The 1,182-nt window shown below is 60.7% G+C and carries 1 protein-coding gene; it reads left to right on the top strand.

From position 1 onward, the window contains the following. A partial coding sequence (locus H097_RS27340; RefSeq protein ID WP_032863837.1) for a terminase family protein occupies window positions 1-1,182 on the top strand: 1,182 nt, incomplete at both ends.

Consider the following 1,182-nt stretch of genomic DNA (forward strand, 5'->3'; position numbering starts at 1 on the left):
AAGACATGCTGTCGGACGAGGAACCGCTGACGGCCGTCGGCCGGCGAATCACCCTTCTCCTGGACAAAGCCAGCAGCCTGACCAAAGACGAGCTGAACGAGCTGGACCGACTGACCACCGTTCGCGAGCGGTTGTTGAAGCAGGCGGTGAAACCGGCGCCGGCACCGGCCGGGGAATCTACCGGCGAACCCCAAGAACGCCGCCAGGGTGCGCGTGGGGAACGTTCGGGCCGTGGGGATAGCAGCGGGAAGAAGCGCGAAAAGAAGGCCAAGAACGACATCAGCGGGCTGACCGAAGTCGACTTCCTGGATAAGTTCATCAGCAAGATGTATCGCTATCAGCAGGAACTGTTCGCGGCCAAGCAAAACCCGCTGACGTGCCGGATCCGCAACATCCTGAAAAGCCGCCAGGTGGGCCTCACCTACTACTTCGCCGGCGAAGCGTTCATGGATGCCGTGCTAACCGGCGACAACCAGGTGTTCCTGTCGGCCAGCCGCTCACAGTCGGAAATTTTCCGCAGCTACATCATCCAGTTTGCCAAGCAGTGGTTTGACATTGAGCTGACCGGCAACCCGATCACACTCAGCAACGGCGCCGAGCTGCGCTTTCTCAGCACTAACAGCAGCACCGCCCAGGGCTACCATGGCCACGTCTACGTCGATGAGTATTTCTGGATACGTGACTTCGACAAACTCAGCACCGTGGCCAGCGCCATGGGCACCCACAAAAAGTGGCGAAAAACCTACTTCTCGACGCCCAGCGCTGTGTCGCACCAGGCGTACCCATTCTGGTCCGGTGAGGAGTTTCGCAACAGCAAACGCGGCAAGAAAGCTGGCGGCGTCTGGCCCACTGAAGCGTCTTACACCCAGGGCGCACTGTGCCCGGACGGGCAATGGCGCAAGACCATCACCCTGGACGATGCCATCGCCGGCGGCTGCGATCTGTTCGACCTGGAACAGCTGCAGCTGGAGTACGACGAAGACAAATTCCAGCAGCTGTTCTACTGCAAGTTCATCGACAGCAGCCAGAGCGCGTTCGGGCTCAAGGATCTGGAGCGCTGCTATTCCGACCTGTCGTTGTGGGAAGACTACGACCCCGAACTGGATCGGCCGTTCGGCAACAGCCCGGTATGGCTTGGCTACGATCCGAGCCGCACCCGCGACGACGCCACCTGTGTGGTGG

The organism is Pseudomonas sp. FH4, from assembly GCF_000510915.2.
GTDB classification, from domain to species: Bacteria; Pseudomonadota; Gammaproteobacteria; order Pseudomonadales; family Pseudomonadaceae; genus Aquipseudomonas; species Aquipseudomonas brenneri.